General features: G+C 61.4%; 16 protein-coding genes. 8 read left to right on the forward strand and 8 right to left on the reverse strand.

The features are described from left to right. Position 1: 1 nt before the first annotated feature. The 3 genes from BW33_RS19680 to BW33_RS19690 are packed head-to-tail and all read right to left on the reverse strand — an operon-like array spanning position 2 to position 3,390. A complete protein-coding gene (locus BW33_RS19680) occupies positions 2 to 1,381 on the reverse strand; it encodes an N-acetylmuramoyl-L-alanine amidase (protein WP_442965412.1) in 1,380 nt (459 codons plus the stop codon). Positions 1,382 to 1,432: 51 nt separating this feature from the next. After that, positions 1,433 to 1,903, reverse strand: coding sequence for a tRNA (adenosine(37)-N6)-threonylcarbamoyltransferase complex ATPase subunit type 1 TsaE (gene tsaE, locus BW33_RS19685; protein ID WP_007967425.1), 471 nt, complete (start codon positions 1,901 to 1,903; stop codon positions 1,433 to 1,435). Beyond that, positions 1,891 to 3,390: a bifunctional ADP-dependent NAD(P)H-hydrate dehydratase/NAD(P)H-hydrate epimerase gene (locus tag BW33_RS19690; RefSeq protein ID WP_047600707.1), complete on the reverse strand. Its 1,500-nt coding sequence runs from the start codon at positions 3,388 to 3,390 to the stop codon at positions 1,891 to 1,893. Before BW33_RS19690 ends, tsaE begins: the two co-directional genes overlap by 13 nt. A 63-nt stretch (positions 3,391 to 3,453) precedes the next feature. Between BW33_RS19690 and queG the strand changes: the two genes are divergently transcribed. After that, the gene (gene queG / locus BW33_RS19695; RefSeq protein WP_047600708.1) at positions 3,454 to 4,524 is read left to right on the forward strand and encodes a tRNA epoxyqueuosine(34) reductase QueG; all 1,071 of its coding nucleotides are present in this window, start codon (positions 3,454 to 3,456) and stop codon (positions 4,522 to 4,524) included. A 2-nt stretch (positions 4,525 to 4,526) separates the two neighbouring features. Here queG and BW33_RS19700 read toward each other — a convergent pair whose 3' ends face one another. From BW33_RS19700 to orn, 3 genes are all read right to left on the reverse strand, one after another. Then, on the reverse strand, positions 4,527 to 5,573 hold the full coding sequence (locus tag BW33_RS19700; protein WP_047600710.1) for a Fic family protein: 1,047 nt from the start codon (positions 5,571 to 5,573) through the stop codon (positions 4,527 to 4,529). Positions 5,574 to 5,727: 154 nt separating this feature from the next. Next, positions 5,728 to 6,339 carry a trimeric intracellular cation channel family protein gene (locus BW33_RS19705; RefSeq protein WP_003221099.1) on the reverse strand — a complete coding sequence of 204 codons (612 nt, stop codon included), beginning with the start codon at positions 6,337 to 6,339 and terminating at the stop codon, positions 5,728 to 5,730. A gap of 158 nt (positions 6,340 to 6,497) precedes the next feature. Beyond that, complete coding sequence (gene orn, locus BW33_RS19710; protein ID WP_003221098.1) at positions 6,498 to 7,040, reverse strand: oligoribonuclease; 543 nt, start codon at positions 7,038 to 7,040, stop codon at positions 6,498 to 6,500. Between the two features lie 107 nt (positions 7,041 to 7,147). Here orn and rsgA point away from each other — a divergent pair, with 107 nt between their 5' ends. From rsgA to BW33_RS19730, 4 genes are all read left to right on the forward strand, one after another. After that, positions 7,148 to 8,179, forward strand: coding sequence for a small ribosomal subunit biogenesis GTPase RsgA (gene rsgA / locus BW33_RS19715; RefSeq protein WP_027611409.1), 1,032 nt, complete (start codon positions 7,148 to 7,150; stop codon positions 8,177 to 8,179). 214 nt (positions 8,180 to 8,393) lie between these two features. Continuing rightward, the gene (locus BW33_RS19720; protein ID WP_047600711.1) at positions 8,394 to 8,801 is read left to right on the forward strand and encodes a TIR domain-containing protein; all 408 of its coding nucleotides are present in this window, start codon (positions 8,394 to 8,396) and stop codon (positions 8,799 to 8,801) included. Positions 8,802 to 8,803: 2 nt separating this feature from the next. Beyond that, positions 8,804 to 9,763, forward strand: coding sequence for a caspase family protein (locus tag BW33_RS19725; protein WP_047600713.1), 960 nt, complete (start codon positions 8,804 to 8,806; stop codon positions 9,761 to 9,763). After that, positions 9,763 to 10,254: a toll/interleukin-1 receptor domain-containing protein gene (locus BW33_RS19730; RefSeq protein ID WP_047600715.1), complete on the forward strand. Its 492-nt coding sequence runs from the start codon at positions 9,763 to 9,765 to the stop codon at positions 10,252 to 10,254. Before BW33_RS19725 ends, BW33_RS19730 begins: the two co-directional genes overlap by 1 nt. A gap of 52 nt (positions 10,255 to 10,306) precedes the next feature. Here the strand turns inward: BW33_RS19730 and motB are convergent, their stop codons facing one another. Next, on the reverse strand, positions 10,307 to 11,383 hold the full coding sequence (motB, locus tag BW33_RS19735; protein ID WP_047600716.1) for a flagellar motor protein MotB: 1,077 nt from the start codon (positions 11,381 to 11,383) through the stop codon (positions 10,307 to 10,309). A gap of 3 nt (positions 11,384 to 11,386) precedes the next feature. Further along, on the reverse strand, positions 11,387 to 12,238 hold the full coding sequence (gene motA, locus BW33_RS19740; RefSeq protein ID WP_007952169.1) for a flagellar motor stator protein MotA: 852 nt from the start codon (positions 12,236 to 12,238) through the stop codon (positions 11,387 to 11,389). 166 nt (positions 12,239 to 12,404) lie between these two features. Between motA and BW33_RS19745 the strand changes: the two genes are divergently transcribed. The 3 genes from BW33_RS19745 to asd are packed head-to-tail and all read left to right on the forward strand — an operon-like array spanning position 12,405 to position 15,679. Beyond that, positions 12,405 to 13,943: an HDOD domain-containing protein gene (locus BW33_RS19745; protein ID WP_047600717.1), complete on the forward strand. Its 1,539-nt coding sequence runs from the start codon at positions 12,405 to 12,407 to the stop codon at positions 13,941 to 13,943. Positions 13,944 to 13,985: 42 nt separating this feature from the next. Beyond that, a complete protein-coding gene (gene rhdA, locus BW33_RS19750) occupies positions 13,986 to 14,819 on the forward strand; it encodes a thiosulfate sulfurtransferase (protein WP_047600719.1) in 834 nt (277 codons plus the stop codon). Further along, on the forward strand, positions 14,819 to 15,679 hold the full coding sequence (asd, locus tag BW33_RS19755) for an archaetidylserine decarboxylase (protein ID WP_047600720.1): 861 nt from the start codon (positions 14,819 to 14,821) through the stop codon (positions 15,677 to 15,679). The genes rhdA and asd overlap by 1 nt, the downstream gene beginning before the upstream one ends. The last annotated feature ends 79 nt before the right edge of the window (positions 15,680 to 15,758 follow it).

A 15,758-nucleotide genomic window follows, 5' to 3' on the forward strand; every position in this document is an offset into this window, starting at 1 on the left:
TTCATTCTTTGGACGCCAGATCGGTGCCGGGAATGGTCAGGTGCTGACCGATCTTCAGCTCATCGCTGCCGAGGTTGTTGGCACTGCGCAGCGTCGCAGGCGACACCTGATAACGCACGGCGATCATCGCCAGCGTCTCGCCCGGGCTCACGCGGTGATCGCGCGGGCCTTGGGCGATCTTGCCGGAGTCACGCAGCCAGGCAATGTAAGTGCCCGGTGGCGGGTTCTGCTGGAAGAACTGGCGCACGCCGCTGCTGATCGAACGCGCCAGCGCCTGCTGGTGGCTCGATGCCGAGAGCTTGCTCGCTTCGTTGGCGTTGGAGATAAATCCGGTTTCGACGAGGATCGACGGAATGTCCGGCGACTTCAGCACCATGAATCCAGCCTGCTCCACGCGCTGTTTGTGCAGCGGGGTCACGCGACCGATGTTGGTCAGGACTTTCTGGCCGACGTTGAGGCTGGAGGTCAGCGACGCCGTCATCGACAGGTCGAGCAGCACGCCGGCGAGCATGCGGTCCTTGTCGTCAAGGCTGACGTTGCCGGCACCACCGATCAGGTCAGAACGGTTTTCGCTGTCGGCCAGCCAACGGGCAGTCTCCGATGTCGCGCCACGATCAGACAGGGCAAACACCGAGGCACCGAAGGCTGCTGCAGACGGCGCGGCGTCGGCGTGGATCGAAACAAACAGGTCGGCGCCCTTCTTGCGGGCGATTTCGGTACGGCCGCGCAACGGGATGAAGTAGTCACCAGTACGAGTCAGTTCGGCACGGAAGCCTTTCATGCCGTTGACCTGACGCTGCAGTTCGCGGGCAATCTGCAGTACCACGTCTTTCTCACGCTGGCCGCGCGAGCCGGACGCACCCGGGTCTTCGCCGCCGTGACCGGCGTCGATCACCACAATGATGTCGCGCTTGCCGGCCGGGGCCGGTGGCAGTTTGATCGCCGGTTCCGACGGCGTTACCGGCACTGCCGGCACGGTGGCGACCGATGGCGTAGGGGCTGGCGGCGGCGCGGCATCGGCCGGGTTGTCGAACAGGTCGACCACCAGACGGTTACCGTATTGCGCGTTCGGCGCCAGCGAGAAGCTTTTCGGAGTGACGGCTTTTTTCAGGTCGATGACCACCCGCAGGTCAGTCGGCGTACGCTGGGCCGAGCGCATCGCGGTGATTGGCGTGTTGGCGGTCGAGACTTTCAGCGGCGCCCCCAGAGTGGCGCCATTGATGTCGATCACCAACCGATCCGGTGCGGTCAGGGTGAAGACGCTGTGCTGCACCGGGCCGCTCAGGTCGAAGACCAGTCGCGTGTTGTCCGGCGCCCGCCACAGGCGCACGCTGTTGACCTTTGTCTCGGCCACAGCGTTGACGGTCACTGCCATCAACATCAGTCCAACGGCAGCCACCAACGCGCGAAAGCGCATACCTAACCCCATCATTTAATTGGATTCCAATGCCAAAGCGGCACACCAGGCCTCGCCACGCGAGCCCTGGGATAAAATTTTCAGCGAACGCCCGCTGTCTTGCGGGCTAATGGTAATGGTCAGGTCAGGCTTTGGCAAAAAGCCTGCACCTTTATCGGGCCACTCGATCAGGCACAGTGCGTCGTCCTCGAAATAGTCGCGGATGCCGAGAAACTCCAGTTCCTCCGGATCGACCAGGCGATACAGGTCGAAGTGGAAGGCACGCACGTCGCCAATCTCGTAGGGCTCGACCAGAGTGAAGGTCGGACTTTTTACCGCGCCAACGTGCCCCAGGCCACGAATGATGCCCCGCGACAGGGTGGTTTTGCCCATGCCCAGGTTGCCTTCCAGAAAAATCAGGCCGTGGCCCTGGGTAACGCGGGCGATCCGTGCGCCAAAGTCGCTCATGGCCTGTTCATCGGCCAGGTACAGGGTTACTTCAGACACGGTGCATGCTCCTCCAACAACTGACGAATGACTGGAATCAGATCACTGGCCGCCAGCCCACGGCCGAATTTACCTTGTTGCGCGCCGGCATTGGCGTGCAGCCAGACTGCCAGGCACGCGGCATCGAAGCCCTCCATGCCTTGGGCCAACAACGCGCCAGTCAAGCCGGCGAGTACATCGCCCAGGCCGGCGGTGGCCATGGCCGGATGGCCCTGATGACACAGCGCCAGACGCCCATCGGGGTGGGCGATCAGACTGCCGGCGCCTTTGAGCACGACGACGGCCGAGTATTTTTTGCTCAACGCCCGCGCGGCGGCCGGACGATCTGCCTGCACCTCAGCGCTACTGACGCCCAACAGGCGCGCCGCCTCGCCAGGATGCGGAGTGATCACGCAATCCTTGGGCAGGCTGACAGAACCGCTCGCCAGCAGATTCAACGCGTCGGCGTCCCATACCTGTGGCAGCGGCGCATTGGCGGCCGCCGACAACAGCGCCCGGCCCCAGCTCGCCTGTCCGAGACCCGGGCCAACCACCAGCACCGAAACCTTTTCCAGCAGCGCCATCAACTGATTGGCCGACGACGTGCCGAGCACCATGACTTCCGGCATCCGCGTCAGCGCTGCCGGGACATGTTCCGCACGGGTTGCCAGCGACACCATCCCGGCGCCGCTGCGCAAGGCCGTTTCGCTACTGAGCAGGATCGCGCCGCCAAAGCCCTGATCGCCGCCGATCAACAGCAAATGCCCGAAGCGCCCTTTGTGCGCAGCGGGCGCACGCGGAACCAGTCGTGGAAGATTAGCCGCCGTGAGACGCAGAGCGCTGACAGGAATGTCACGGTAGATGTCGGCGGCAGCTCGCAGATCGTTGAACACCAACGCCCCGACCTGATCCGCCGCCTCCCCGGTGAACAGGCCGAGCTTCAAACCGATAAAAGTCACGGTTAGGTCAGCGTGCACCGCAACGCCGAGGACATGTCCGGTATCGGCAGACAATCCGGAAGGAATATCCACCGCCACCACCGGCAGGCCACTGGCATTGATCGCCTTGATCGCAGCGGCATACGGCTCACGTACATCGCCGGCCAGCCCGGTGCCGAGCAAGGCATCGACAATCACCCCGCGCAGCTCGCTTTGCGCGGACCAGCCCTGCACGGCGACGCCATCGTTGACTGCCTGCGCATAAGCCTGCGCAGCGTCGCCCTGCAAGCGTTGCGGATCACCGACTGTCAGCACCCGCACCGCCCAACCGGCCCGGTGCGCCAGCGCGGCGATCAGAAAACCATCACCGGCGTTGTTGCCATGCCCGGCAAGCACGGTCATTTGGTTCGCCGACGGCCACTGCCGCACCAATGCGCGCCAGGTCGCGTGCGCGGCGCGCTGCATCAATTCGAAGCCCGGCGTGCCCGCAGCGATCAGCCGCGCGTCGAGTGCTCGCACCTGTGCGGCGCCATACAGCGCGTCGGGTAATTCATCTTTCGTGTGCGGCATGCGTCTTCGGGCTCCGATGTCTGGCAGAATTATACGCACCTCAGCTCCGGTTTCTCTCGCCTCATGTCCGCCATCACCACAGATCTGCCCGCCCTCGCCCACTCGATCAAGGATTGGGGCCGCGAGCTGGGCTTCCAGCAAGTCGGCATCAGCGGTCTGGACCTGGCCGAGCATGAACAGCACCTGGAGCGCTGGCTCGCCGCCGGCTACCACGGCGAAATGGATTACATGGGCGCTCACGGCAGCAAACGCTCGCATCCGGAGCAATTGGTCCCGGGTACGTTACGCGTGGTTTCGCTGCGCATGGACTACCTGCCCGGCGACACGCAAATGGCGCAAATGCTCGCGCAACCGGAGAAGGCCTACGTTTCGCGTTATGCCTTGGGCCGCGATTACCACAAATTGATCCGTAAACGTGTGCAGCAATTGGCCGACAAGATTCAGTCGGAGATCGGCCCGTTCGGTTTCCGTGCGTTCGTAGACAGTGCCCCGGTGCTGGAAAAAGCCATCGCCGAACAGGCCGGGCTGGGCTGGATCGGCAAAAACACCCTGGTACTGAACCGCAAGGCCGGCAGCTATTTCTTCTTGAGCGAACTGTTCGTCGACCTGCCGCTGCCAGTGGACGAACCGCACAGCAGCGAACATTGCGGACGTTGTACCGCGTGTCTGGACATCTGCCCGACCAACGCTTTCGTCGGCCCGTATGTGCTGGACGCCCGGCGCTGCATCTCGTACCTGACCATCGAACTGAAAAACGCCATCCCCGAAGACCTGCGCCCGCTGATCGGCAACCGCGTATTCGGCTGCGACGACTGTCAGATCGTCTGCCCGTGGAACCGCTTCGCCCGGCCATCCGGGGAAAGCGATTTCAAGCCACGGCACAACCTCGACAACGCCGAACTGGCCAAGCTGTTCATGTGGGACGAGGACAAGTTTCTCAGCAGCACCGAAGGCTCGCCGCTGCGCCGCGCCGGTTACGAGCGCTGGCTGCGCAATCTGGCGGTCGGGCTGGGCAACGCGCCATCGAGCATTCCGGTGCTGGAAGCCTTGAAGGCGCGCCGCGACTATCCATCAGAGCTGGTGCGTGAACATGTTGAGTGGGCGCTGAAACAGCACGCCGAACGCCGTGCTTGAGGCTATGCCGGCTTTCTCCACTTGGCTGTGCGCCCCTTACCTGTTGGCTCAATCAGTCCTTCTGCTTTCAGTGATCGTAAAACCAGGCGAACTGTATCGCGACTGACTCCCGGACAGGACTCTTCTATTTCCGAGATGGAAAAAGGGAGGACTCGCTTCAAGGCTTCATCTCTGATTCGATCGCCTTTACCGCCTCGACGCTTCTCTATCGTGCCCACTCGCTCCTCGAACTCTTTGTACGCTCTAAGCATTGCCCCCCAAAAATAATCCATCCATGGTCGAACATCATGCGTACCCTCGTGCCATCCCTGAGAACTCAGCTCAAGTGTTGCGTAATAGCCCTCCTTTGACTCCTCGAATATCCGCTCAAGACTGATAAATCGCCCGACTCTGTAATCAAATTGATAGAGCAACAGCAATGTCAGCAGACGAGCGACGCGACCATTACCGTCAGAGAAGGGGTGTATGCAAAGGAAGTCGAGGACCGTAAGCGGCACCAAAACCAGAGGGTCAGCTAGATTCAATGCCAGCGCCCGGTGGTAATGCGCCAGGGTTTCAGTCACCGCAATAGGGGTCATATGAGCAGGAATAGGTTGGAAGCGAATCCGCGCCGAACCATCGGCATGGCGCTCAATGATGTCGTTGTTCATCGCCTTCCATTCACCACCATCCTGAGGTAGATAGCGGTAAAGAAGACTATGTAACTGTCTAAGAACACCTTCGGAAAATGGCTTTCCATCGGCAGATTCATGGATGAGTGACAGTGCGTCCCGATAGCCAGCAATTTCCTGTTCGGAGCGGCTTTTGGGATCAGCGTTTTTGCTCATCAGTGACTTCAATCGCGCTGGTGCGACAGTTACACCCTCCAGTCGGTTAGATGACTCCGTGGATTCAATTACGGCTATCTGCGTAAGCCCCTGGAGGATCTGCGGCGATTGAGCAACGAACAGTTGTTGCTTACCCCGAAACTCTCCCAATGCACGAAGCGTCGCAATCTGAAGACCGTCGAAGCGCAAGGCGTCAAGAAATTCCGGGGTGAGTGAGTGCATGATTCAGGCAGCCTTCTAAATGAGGCAAAAAGACTTAAATGGGGTAATTCAGAACAAAATACCCCCTTTAGACTTTATTTTTTACCCCATTTAGAGGCGCGGCATCTATGCAATATTCCCAACAGAATATTTCCATGCGCCCGCCAGTATGACGTCAAGGTGCGTCGTTATAGACGAACTTGGGCATTTCCCAGTGGAAACGGATCGCCAGCAACCGCAGCAGAAAGCCGCCGAACAAGGTGATCAGGATCGCCTGTTCGCTCGGCACATTCAGGTACAGGCAGAGCATGTAGCACCACGCGGCGGCGAACGAGACGCTGGCGTACAGTTCGCGGCGGAAGATCAGTGGGATGTCGTTGCAGAAGATGTCGCGCAGGATACCGCCGAAGACGCCGGTGATCACGCCGCTGACCGACGCCACCAGCATGCCGTGGCCCATTTCCAGAGCGGTCATGCAGCCGATCAGGGTGAACGCCACCAGACCAACCGCATCGAGCACCAGAAACAGTGAGCGCAGGTGGCGCATCCAGCGCGCGGTGAACACGGTGAGCATCGCGGCGGCTGAGGTCAGCACCAGATATTCCGGGTGTTTGACCCACGTCAGCGGATAGTGCCCGAGCAACACGTCACGTACCGAACCACCACCCAGCGCCGTGACGCAGGCGATCAGCACCACACCGAACCAGTCCATGCCGCGCCGCCCGGCAGACAACGCGCCGGTCATGGCTTCAGCGGTAATGGCGATCAGATAGAGCATCAGCAACATGGCGGCGGTCCTGGCAGGAAGGCGCGCAGTCTAGCCATTTCAGCGCCGCACCAGAAGGGGGCGGTAAGCGCCCCCTCAAACCTGTGGCGAGGGGATTCATCCCCGATGGAGCGCGAAGCGCTCCCCGCTACAGTTTCACCAAGTGGCCCGGTGCAACATCAGAACTTGATGAAATGCTTGCGGTAGTGCTGCAGCTCGGCGATCGACTCGCGGATGTCGTCCAGTGCCAGGTGAGTGCTGCCCTTCTTGAAGCTGTCGCGCACGTCCGGTGCCCAGCGTGCGGCCAGCTCTTTGAGCGTCGACACGTCGAGGTTGCGGTAGTGGAAGTAGCTTTCCAGCGCCTTCATGTGGGTATAAAGGAAGCGACGATCCTGGCAGATGCTGTTGCCGCAGATCGGTGACTTGCCCTTCGGTACCCATTTTTCCAGGAAAGCGATGGTTTCGGCCTCGGCCTCGGCCATGCTGATACGGCTGTCACGCACACGCTGGGTCAGGCCCGAGTTGCCGTGGGTGCGGGTGTTCCACTCGTCCATGCGGGCAAGCACTTCGTCACTGTGGTGAATGGCGATCACCGGGCCTTCGGCCAGGGTGTTCAGGTCACTGTCGGTGACGATGGTGGCCATTTCGATGATGACGTCGTTTTCCGGATCCAGACCGGTCATTTCCAGGTCGATCCAGATCAGGTTCTGCGGGTTTTGCATATTCGGACTCCTAGGCAATGCTGCGCAGTTTAGCCTAGGCCGGTGCCCGGGCGTGCTAAACTCGCGGCCGTTTTACCTAATCGCTGCATTCTTCAGACGGAACACCCATGGCCAAACGCCAACTCAATCGTCGTCAAAACTGGCGCATCGAAAAGATTCAGGGCGAGCGCGCCGCGCGCGCCGCCAAACGCGAGTCCTCGGCGGTCGAAGCCCTCGAGGGCGGCGACCTCGGCCCTGAGCAACACGGTCTGGTAATCGCCCACTTCGGTGTGCAGGTCGAAGTCGAGGCCGTGGACGGCGAACTGGCCGGCCAGGTTTTCCGTTGTCACCTGCGGGCCAACCTGCCGGCGCTGGTGACCGGTGATCGGGTGGTCTGGCGCGCCGGCAACCAAGGCATCGGGGTGATCGTCGCGCAGCTGCCGCGCAACACCGAACTCTGCCGCCCGGACAGCCGTGGCCAGCTCAAGCCGGTCGCCGCCAACGTCGACATGATCGTCATCGTCTTCGCACCGCTGCCCGAGCCGCATGCCAACCTGATCGACCGCTACCTGGTCGCCGCCGAACACGCCGGCATCCGCCCGTTGCTGCTGCTGAACAAGTTCGACCTGATCGACGAGCAGAACGCCCCGGCGCTCAATGCCCTGCTGGCGGTGTACCGCACGCTGGGTTATCCGGTGCTGGAAGTCTCGGCGCATCACGGCAACGGCATGGAACAATTGCAGAAGCAGCTCGACGGGCGCATCAGCGTGTTCGTCGGCCAGTCCGGCGTCGGCAAGTCGTCGCTGGTCAACAGCCTGCTGCCGGAAGTCGAAACCCGTGTCGGCCCGCTGTCGGAGCTGTCCGGTCAGGGCACGCACACCACGACCACCGCGCGTCTGTTCCACTTCCCTGGCGGCGGCGAGCTGATCGACTCCCCGGGTATTCGTGAGTTCGGCCTGGGCCACGTCAGCCGCGCCGACGTCGAAGCCGGCTTCATCGAGTTCAACGACCTGCTCGGCACCTGCCGATTCCGCGACTGCAAACACGATCGTGAACCCGGTTGCGCACTGCTCAAGGCCCTGGAAGACGGCCGGGTGCAGCAGCAGCGGATGAACAGCTACCGCTCGATCATCGCCAGCCTGCCGGAAAACGGCTACTAAACATCTGCACTGGCAGCCCCCGCGTCCGGGGGCTGCCGGATGTCGGACCACGTCTGACACATCCCCCCAACGGCTTAAACATCAGACCTTTCTGACAGGCCTGCTCACGCCTGCTTGCAGGGCATTTCTCTTTCCGCGCGCAGACCTTGCGGGCGCCTTCCAGATGCCTAGATTGGGTTGTTCCTTCGCACCTTCGCGACCTTCGAGGAACCCCATGCAGACCTACCATTTGTTCATCAGCCATTCGTGGAACTACGCCCACGCCCACGACAATCTGGTACGCCTCCTCGGCGCCAGACCGGATTTCAGTTTCAAGAATTTTTCCGTGCCGCCGCACAACCCGATCATGGGCGCGCAAACCGACAAGCAGCTCGAAGAAGCCATCGAAAACAAGATCCGTCCGTGTTCGGCGGTGCTGATCATGGCCGGCATGTATTCGACCTACAGCAAGTGGATCAACAAGGAAATCGAGATCGCCAAACGCATGGGCAAAGTGATCATCGCGATCAAGCCGTTCGGCGCCGAGCGCATTTCCACGGTAGTACGTGAGGCGGCACACGCCGAGTGCGCGTGGAACACCAACAGCATCATCGGTGCGATCCGTCAGCACACGGCGGTGTAACCATGCGCAAGGGACTGTTTATCGGCATCAACCACTACGACCACGTTTCGCCCTTGAGCGGCTGTAACAACGACGCTATGGCCATGGCTTCGGTACTGGAGCGTCATGCCAACGGGCGACCGAATTTCAGCAGCAAAGTGCTGACTTCCGCCGAGGAAAAACTCACGCTCAGCCACATGAAACAGCAGATCCAGAGCCTGTTCTCAGGCGACTCTGACGTGGCACTGCTGTACTTCGCCGGCCATGGTCAGTTCGACACCAGCATCGACGAAGGACTCCTGATTCCCCAGGACTATCAGCCTGGCGGAGACGGGATCCGCATCAGCGACATTCTGGAGTGGGCTGACAAGGCCCCGCACATCAAGAACAAAATCGTCATTCTCGATTGCTGCCAGGCCGGCGCAGCAGGCGCCATGCGCAACCTGCGTGGCGGTAGCAGTGTGATCGGCGAAGGCGTGACCATTCTCACGGCCTGCAAGAAAGAACAGTACGCCCTGGAAAGTCGCGGTCATGGCGTATTCACGGATCTGTTGCTGCAAGCGCTGCACGGTGGCGCTGCCAACGTACTCGGCAAGGTCACCCCCGGCAGCGTTTACTCGTTTGTCGACAATGCGCTGGGAGCCTGGGAACAGCGCCCGGTATTCAAGACCAATGTCTCGCAGTTTGTGCCGCTACGCGAGGTCGCACCGCTGATTGCCGAGGAAACCCTGCGCAAACTCAAGGACTGGTTCCCGGAGCCGAGCTTCGTGTTCAGGCTCGATCCCAGCTACGAGCCCACCGAAGCACTGTTCGATCCCGAGCACGGCGACATCTTCAAGCAACTGCAAATGTGCAACCGCCACAGCCTGATCGAACCGGTGGATGCCGAGCACATGTACTACGCCGCCATGAACTCCACTGGCTGCCGCCTCACGGCGCTCGGCGCCTATTACCGTGAACTCGCCATAAAAGGACACTTCTGATGCCCGTATTCATCAGCTACCGCCACATGGATCGCCCGCATGCCATGGCGCTCAATGCGCAATTGATGCAGGCCAACATCAAGACTTACCTCGACGTACTCGACCCGGAGTCGCAGACCACCGACGACATCACCGGGGTGATCACCCGCAACATCACCGAATGCACGCACCTGCTGGCGGTGGTTTCGGAGAAAACCGCACTGTCGTGGTGGGTGCCTTTCGAAATCGGCGAAGCGACCATCAGCAACCGCCGAATCTGCTCGTTCCGCACCGGGCCCGCGCAGTTGCCGGAGTATCTGGACAAGTGGCCGAAGCTGAGTACGGCCACAGATGTCGATTTCTTCATCGAGGCTTATCGCAGCGAAGGTACGATCAAGCGCTCGATGACCCTCGACTCGGTGACCGGCAATCAATCGACGCGCAGCGCCAACAAGATCAATGCCGATATGTTCCATGAAGGATTGAAGAACCGGATTCGGCGCGGTTTCTGAGGCCAATCGACAGCCACAAAAAAGCCGACATCACTGTCGGCTTTTTTGTCGGTCACTGCTTCGGCTCGGGGGCCGGTGCAGCGGCTGGCGGAGCTGTTGGCGCTGGCGCCGCAGTCCCCGGCGCGGCCGGTTTCGGTGCGGCGTCATCGAACAGGTTCAAACGTTCACGCAACTCATGGGCCGGCACCGGTTGCTGATCCGCCGGCAGCGCGTTCGGATCGACCGGCGTCGCCGCAGCGGCGCCGTTCTGACCGTCGGCGGCAGGCTTGGCCGCGTCGGCGCCTTGCGAACCTTCGATGGCCGCTTGGGCCTTTTTGGTCAGGACCACAATGTCGATGCGGCGGTTGACCGGGTTGAACGGATTTTCCTTGTCGAACAGCGCCGACGAGGCATAACCGACGACCCGCGCCACCTGCGAATCCGGATAGCTGCCGGCAACCAGCGCACGCCGCGCGGCGTTGGCACGGTTGGCCGAGAGTTCCCAGTTACCGAAATCGCCGGTGCCGGTGTACGGCTTGGCGTCGGTGTGGCCGCTGATGCTGATCTTGTTCGGCACCGCTTTGATGGTGTCGGCCATGGCCAGCAGGATGTCTTCGAAGTACGGCTTCAGACGTGCGGAGCCTGAGTCGAACATCGGCCGGTTTTCCGCGTCCATGATCTGGATGCGCAAGCCGTTCGGGGTGATCTCGAACAGGATCTGATCCTTGAACTTCTGCAGCTGCGGGTTCTCGTCGACCTTGTTCTGCAGTTCTTGCAGCAACAGTTCCAGGCGTTCTTTCTCGACCTGCTCGGCCATGCCTTCGACCTGCTCGGTGTCGACCGTGACCTTGTCCGGTTGCGGCTGGGATTTCACCTCAGGGTTGAGGGTGTTTTCCGGCGCCAGGGTCGGCGTGCCGCCCAGATCGATGATGTACGGCGTGCCGCTTTCGGAGAAGCCGACCGGATCCTTGAAGTAACCGGCGATGGCGATCTTCTGCTCGGGGGTTGCAGTGGACAGCAGCCACAACACCAGGAAGAACGCCATCATCGCCGTGGCGAAGTCGGCGAAGGCGATTTTCCACGCCCCGCCGTGGTGCCCACCGGCTATGCGCTTGACGCGCTTGATGATTATCGGCTGATTATTTTCCATGGCTTAGCGACCGCGAACGGCTTGTTCCAGCTCGGCAAAGCTTGGGCGGTGCGCCGGGTACAGAACCTTGCGCCCGAACTCCACGGCCAGCGATGGCGGCATGCCGGAAGCCGAAGCCACCAGCGAGGCCTTGATGGCTTCGTAGACGTTCAGTTCTTCCTTGGCATCGTGCGCCAGGGAATGCGCCAACGGCCCGAAGAAGCCATAGGCCGCGAGAATACCGAAGAAGGTACCGACCAGTGCCGCACCCACGTGCAGACCGATGGATTTCTGATCGCCCTCACCCAGGGACGCCATGGTCACCACGATACCCAGTACCGCCGCGACGATACCGAAACCGGGCATGGCGTCGGCGATGCCGTTCACCGCATGGGACGGGTGCTCGAGGTCTTCCTTGAGGCTGTAGAGTTCCATGTCGAACAGGCCTTCCAGCTCATGCGGAGCCATGTTGCCGGAGGACATGATGCGCAGGTAGTCGCAGATGAACGCAGTCATGCGCTCGTCTTTGAGCACAGCCGGGTACTTGGCGAAGATCGGGCTCGCGGCGGCGTCTTCGATATCGCCTTCGATGGCCATCATGCCTTCGCGGCGGCTCTTGTTAAGGATCTCGTAGATCAGGCCGAGCACTTCCAGATAGAACGTGTGGCTGAAGCGCGAACTGAACATGCTCAGGGACTTCTTGAGCACGTGCATCGTCATGTATCCGGGGTTGGCCTGCAGGAATGCACCGAGGGCCGCACCACCGATGATCATCACCTCGAAGGGCTGGATCAGGGCGGCAATCTTGCCGTGGGAGAGCACGTATCCGCCGAGCACGCTCGCGAATACGACGATGATGCCGATAATTTTAGCCATAGGTAGAAAGTACTTATTTAAGTCGGGTTCAAGGTCATATTCGGAAGTTAAAAAATCTCTTCTTCTACTTATCGGCAAAACTGCGCCAGACTATAGCCAGTTCAGGCGAAAAGCCAATTTAGCCCATGCCGGGCGCGTCTACAGTCAGTGAAGATCTCGTCCAGACATGGCTAATGAAACGAACGTCCCACACGCAAAACCGACCACGCTCGAGGGCTGGGTCAAGCTGCTCGATGGCGTGCGCCTGCCCGTGCCGCAAGAGGCTCACGACAAGGTTTGTCGGGCGATCCGCGACAACCGCAGCTCGCTGCGCGATATCGCCGACCTGATGCAGGACAGCCCGGCGCTGGCCTTGAGCATCATCCGTGAGGCTAATCGTCACACCCACGGCACCATGGCCGCAGCGGCGGAAAATCTCGAGGTGGCGATCAATCGTCTGGGCCTTGCGCGTACCGAAGACTTGCTCGCGCGTCTGCCCGTCGAACCGCAGATGCAGATCCCCAAGGCCCTGCGCCAACTGCAAATGATCAGCCAGCACGCGACGCAACAGGCCAACGGTTTTTTCGCCAGTCGCCTGGCGCGCCTGTGGCAGGACATTCACTGGGGCAGCCTGTTGTTTCTCTCGCCGTTGTGGCCGCTGGCGCTGACATTTCCCGAATTGCTCGAAGAGTGGGAGCTGCGGGTTATCCACAAGGGCGAATCGGCACGCACCGTCGAGAAGCAACTGTTTGGCGTGCGCCTGCTGAAGATCGCCGAGGCGCTGGTGCAAGTCTGGCACCTGCCGATCTGGGTGCAGCAAGGCTATAAACTGCTGCTCGGCGAACAGCGCGAACTGGTGAAAGTGCTGCGCATCGCCCGCGACAGCGAACATCCGTTGCGCCAGCAGAATCGCCTCGACGACGATCCCACCCTGCGCCGCTGGCTCAACCAGCCGGCCAACACCGTGTTGCTGGCCAACGGTCTGGCGCTGTCGGCGCAACAGGCCTGGGACAGTCCGCACAGCGAGCGCTGGCAGTACCTGACCAGCCTTTATCTGCAAATCTCGATGGATGAAGTGCAGCAGCAGTTGCACCAGCAAGCCGCCAACAGTGCGCGCCAGCATGCCATGCCCGATCTGTGGCACCCGGCGGTTTCATTGCTGTGGCCATGGGGCACCCATCGCTTGCCGGCCGGGATGCTGCCGGCGGCGGCGCCGAATGCCGAGGATCTGACTCAATGGCGCCGGCAATGCGCCGAACTGCTGGCCGAACCGAGCCGCTTCACCAATGCCATGAGCCTGACCGTCGCCGCGCGTGATGCGCTAGTCGCCAGCGGCATGCGCCGGGTGATGATTCTGATGGCCGACCGCACGCAGTCCAATCTGCGCGCGCACCAGACCTTCGGCCTGCCAAAAGAAGCCGCTGCGCTGAACTTCGTCGTCAGTCAGAGCAAAGTCCTGCAACGGTTGCTCGCACAACAGGCACAAGTGCGGATCAACCCCGAGAACAACGCACAGTTTTCCGCATTGTTGCCGCCGGGCCTGCGTTCGCTATTCCGTGGCGAGCACCTGTTCCTGCGCTCGCTGGTCAATAACGGTCGGGTGATCATGATCGTCGTGGCCGACCAGGGCGGTGGGCCGTTCGCTGACATCAGCGTGCAGGCTTTCGGCAAAACCGCGCAGTGCATCGAAAAAGCCCTGCACAGCTTTAGCAGCCGAGGCCGATGAGGCTGCGCTACAATCCCCCCCTTTGTGCTCTGGAGACCTCACATGTCTGACTTCTCTGGCTTGCCGCTCGTCATCGAACCGAGCGACCTGCTCCCTCGGCTGGATGCCAGCGAACTGATTCTGGTGGACCTGACCAGTGCCGCCCGCTATTCCGAGGGCCATCTGCCCGGCGCACGCTTTGTCGACCCCAAGCGCACCCAACTCGGCCAGCCGCCGGCGCCGGGACTGCTGCCGGCCAAAGCCGATCTGGAGACGCTGTTCGGTGAACTGGGCCATCGTCAGGACGCGGTCTACGTGGTCTATGACGACGAGGGCGGTGGCTGGGCCGGGCGTTTCATCTGGCTGCTCGACGTGATCGGTCACGACAAGTATCACTACCTCGACGGCGGTCTGCCGGCGTGGCTGGAAGCGGGTATGCCGATGTCGATCCAGGTGCCGCCTGCGGTGGGCGGCCCGGTGACGCTGCCCCTGCACGACGAGCCGACGGCGACCCGCGAATACCTGCAAAGCCGTCTCGGCGCCGCCGATCTGGCGATCTGGGATGCTCGTGGGCCGCTGGAGTATTCGGGCGAGAAAGTGCTGGCTGCCAAGGGCGGACACATCCCCGGTGCGGTGAACTTCGAGTGGACCGCCGGCATGGACAAGGCGCGTCAATTGCGGATTCGCACGGACATGCCGCAGATCCTCGAAGACCTCGGGATCACCAGGGACAAAGAAATCATTACCCACTGCCAGACCCATCACCGGTCGGGCTTCACTTATCTGGTGGCCAAGTCCCTCGGTTATCCGCGGGTCAAGGGCTACGCCGGTTCATGGGGCGAATGGGGCAACCACCCTGATACGCCTGTCGAGATTCAAGGTTCTAAGGACAACTAATGAAAGAGCGTCTGTTTATCCTCAGCCAGTACCTGCTGCCTCATCACTTGCTGTCGCGCCTGGCCGGTTGCGTTGCCGAGTGCCGCGTGCGCTGGTTCAAGAATGCCTTCACCCAGTGGTTCGCCAAGCGTTACCAGGTGGACATGTCGCAAGCGCTGGTCGAAGACCTGACCGCCTACGAGCACTTCAACGCCTTCTTCACCCGTGCCCTGAAAGACGGCGCGCGTCCACTGGACCAGACACCGGGCGCGATCCTCAGCCCGGCCGACGGTGCGGTCAGCCAGCTCGGCCCGATCGAACACGGTCGCGTGTTCCAGGCCAAGGGTCACAGCTTCAGCGTGCTGGAACTGCTTGGCGGTGACACGGCGAATGCCGCGCCGTTCATGGGCGGCGACTTCGCCACCATCTACCTGTCGCCGAAGGATTATCACCGCGTGCACATGCCGCTGGCCGGCACTCTGCGCGAGATGGTCTACATCCCGGGCCGAATCTTTTCGGTCAACCAGACCACCGCGGAAAACGTTCCGGAGCTGTTCGCCCGCAACGAACGTGTGGCGTGCATTTTCGACACCGAGCGCGGGCCGATGGCCGTGGTTCTGGTCGGCGCAATGATCGTCGCTTCGATCGAAACCGTGTGGGCTGGTCTGGTCACGCCGCCGAAGCGCGAACTGAAAACCTTCCGCTATGACGAAGCCGCCCGTGCACCGATTCATCTGGAAAAAGGCGCGGAACTGGGGCGCTTCAAGCTGGGTTCGACGGCGATCGTGCTGTTTGGCCCGGATCAAGTGAAGTGGGCTGCAGAACTGGTAGCGGGTTCGCCAGTGCAAATGGGCCAGGCCCTGGCATTGCCAAACGCCTGATACATCGGCGCTCCCGTGCAGGAGCTGCCGCAGGCTGCGATCTTTTGACTTTGTTTTTAAAAAACCGGATCAAAAGATC

The sequence above is a fragment of the Pseudomonas sp. RIT288 genome, assembly GCF_000631985.1.
Taxonomy (GTDB): Bacteria; Pseudomonadota; Gammaproteobacteria; order Pseudomonadales; family Pseudomonadaceae; genus Aquipseudomonas.

Excerpts from the sequence above, each read along its gene's own strand:
- queG (WP_047600708.1), top strand. The coding sequence starts at position 3,454 with ATGTCCGCCATCACCACAGATCTGCCCGCCCTCGCCCACTCGATCAAG.
- BW33_RS19730 (WP_047600715.1), top strand. The coding sequence starts at position 9,763 with ATGCCCGTATTCATCAGCTACCGCCACATGGATCGCCCGCATGCCATG.
- BW33_RS19705 (WP_003221099.1), bottom strand. The coding sequence starts at position 6,339 with ATGTTGCTGATGCTCTATCTGATCGCCATTACCGCTGAAGCCATGACC.
- BW33_RS19720 (WP_047600711.1), top strand. The coding sequence starts at position 8,394 with ATGCAGACCTACCATTTGTTCATCAGCCATTCGTGGAACTACGCCCAC.
- rhdA (WP_047600719.1), top strand. The coding sequence starts at position 13,986 with ATGTCTGACTTCTCTGGCTTGCCGCTCGTCATCGAACCGAGCGACCTG.
- rsgA (WP_027611409.1), top strand. The coding sequence starts at position 7,148 with ATGGCCAAACGCCAACTCAATCGTCGTCAAAACTGGCGCATCGAAAAG.
- BW33_RS19725 (WP_047600713.1), top strand. The coding sequence starts at position 8,804 with ATGCGCAAGGGACTGTTTATCGGCATCAACCACTACGACCACGTTTCG.
- BW33_RS19690 (WP_047600707.1), bottom strand. The coding sequence starts at position 3,390 with ATGCCGCACACGAAAGATGAATTACCCGACGCGCTGTATGGCGCCGCA.
- motB (WP_047600716.1), bottom strand. The coding sequence starts at position 11,383 with ATGGAAAATAATCAGCCGATAATCATCAAGCGCGTCAAGCGCATAGCC.
- BW33_RS19680 (WP_442965412.1), bottom strand. The coding sequence starts at position 1,381 with ATGTTGATGGCAGTGACCGTCAACGCTGTGGCCGAGACAAAGGTCAAC.
- BW33_RS19700 (WP_047600710.1), bottom strand. The coding sequence starts at position 5,573 with ATGCACTCACTCACCCCGGAATTTCTTGACGCCTTGCGCTTCGACGGT.
- motA (WP_007952169.1), bottom strand. The coding sequence starts at position 12,238 with ATGGCTAAAATTATCGGCATCATCGTCGTATTCGCGAGCGTGCTCGGC.
- orn (WP_003221098.1), bottom strand. The coding sequence starts at position 7,040 with ATGCAAAACCCGCAGAACCTGATCTGGATCGACCTGGAAATGACCGGT.
- BW33_RS19745 (WP_047600717.1), top strand. The coding sequence starts at position 12,405 with ATGGCTAATGAAACGAACGTCCCACACGCAAAACCGACCACGCTCGAG.
- asd (WP_047600720.1), top strand. The coding sequence starts at position 14,819 with ATGAAAGAGCGTCTGTTTATCCTCAGCCAGTACCTGCTGCCTCATCAC.